This window comes from Glycomyces sp. NPDC021274, assembly GCF_040641195.1.
GTDB lineage: Bacteria > Actinomycetota > Actinomycetes > Mycobacteriales > Micromonosporaceae > Glycomyces.
The window spans coordinates 1-1,463 of the sequence record NZ_JBFADC010000062.1; the positions used below are offsets into that span (position 1 = coordinate 1).

2 protein-coding genes are annotated in these 1,463 nt (G+C 65.9%); both read left to right on the forward strand.

Annotation, left to right across the window (positions count from 1 at the left end):
• The coding region (locus AB0I03_RS26550) for a DUF488 domain-containing protein (RefSeq protein ID WP_360417344.1) at positions 1–341 on the forward strand (341 nt) is incomplete at its 5' end.
• Positions 342–429: 88 nt separating this feature from the next.
• A complete protein-coding gene (locus AB0I03_RS26555) occupies positions 430–1,248 on the forward strand; it encodes a hypothetical protein (RefSeq protein WP_102926136.1) in 819 nt (272 codons plus the stop codon).
• The last annotated feature ends 215 nt before the right edge of the window (positions 1,249–1,463 follow it).

Genomic DNA, 1,463 nt, shown 5'->3' on the forward strand with positions numbered 1-1,463 from the left:
GTCTGACCCCCATCAGCCGCAAGCCCGGATTCAGCAAGACCCGCCTCACACACGCCCTCAACGAGGCCGGCATCGCCTACACCCACCTGCGCGCCCTGGGGAACCCGAAGGACAACCGGGCCCCCTTCTGGGAGGGACGCATCAGCGAGGGCCGCGCACGCTTCCGCAGCCTGCTGCGCTCCGACGCGGCCCAGGCCGAACTCGATGAACTCGCAGAACACGCAGCTCAGGAGCGGGTCGCCGTGCTGTGCTTTGAGAGGGACCAACAGCGCTGCCACCGCCACGTCGTCCTGGAGACCCTGCGTAAGCGCATGTCACTACCCGTCAGCCCCTTGGCCTGACTTCAACTCCTCTACTCGACGGCACTCTTGCGCGTGCCAACTACCTCACTTCCAATCTGGTCCAGAAGCAGCGGACCGGGGGTGGGGTATGGCAGGAGCGTGGGAGCGCGCACGAATACTGATCACGGTCAAGACGTATCCGGAACTGTCCACGAAGTACCGCGAGACCAGCTGCGTCGCTGGCATACGCCTCGACCGCGGCACTCCCGAGCACGTCCGCCTCTTCCCGGTGCCCTTCCGGCTCCTGAGCCAGGAGAGCCAGTTCGCCAAGTACGCGATCATCGAGGTCGACGTACGCCGCCATCACCAGGACCCCCGGCCCGAGAGCCTGCGCCCGAACCCGGATACCCTCAAGGTCATCGACAGGATCGGCACGAGCGGCGGATGGCGCGAGCGCTACTCGGTCCTCCGCCCGCTGATCGCCCCGTCGCTGTGCGCCATCAAACGAGACCAGGAGAAGCACGGCACGTCGCTCGGCCTCTTCCGACCGGCGGCGCACACCGTCGGCTTCCGCCTCGAGCCCGCCGAGCCCTGGCCTGTCTCCAAGGCCGCCCTGGCCGATCAGATGGATCTCCTCGACCAGGACCTGCGCCAACTGGAGTGGGTACCGTTGGAGTTTCGCTACCGCTTCCGCTGCGACGACTCCGACTGCACCGGTCACGACATGGCCCTCCGGGACTGGGAAGCCGGCGAGTCCTACCGCAAATACCTGCGCCAGTACGGGCAACAGGGTGTGGAGGAAAAGCTGCGGGAGCGCTGGTTCACCCGGATGTTCGCACCGGACCACGTCGTCCACTGCTTCGTCGGCAACCTGGCCAAACGACCCAGAACGTTCATGCTGCTCAGCCTCTTCTATCCGCGGCGCGGCACCGTCGAGAACTACCAGGAAGAGCTGTTCTCGCTGTAAACACGCCATGCACCACGTCTCATCCGATCGAAGGCTCCCTCAGGTCGTCCGGAATTCCCGTGGAAGCGGCGGGCATTGTCTCCGGGGCAGCACAGCTAGGAACCGCAGGGGGACCACATGCACCAGGCCCTCAATGAGCGGCAGCGGGCTGTGCTCGAATGGGTGGGCCAGGGGTGACCTGACGGAGTCTGGCCGGACAGCACGTACAAGACCAG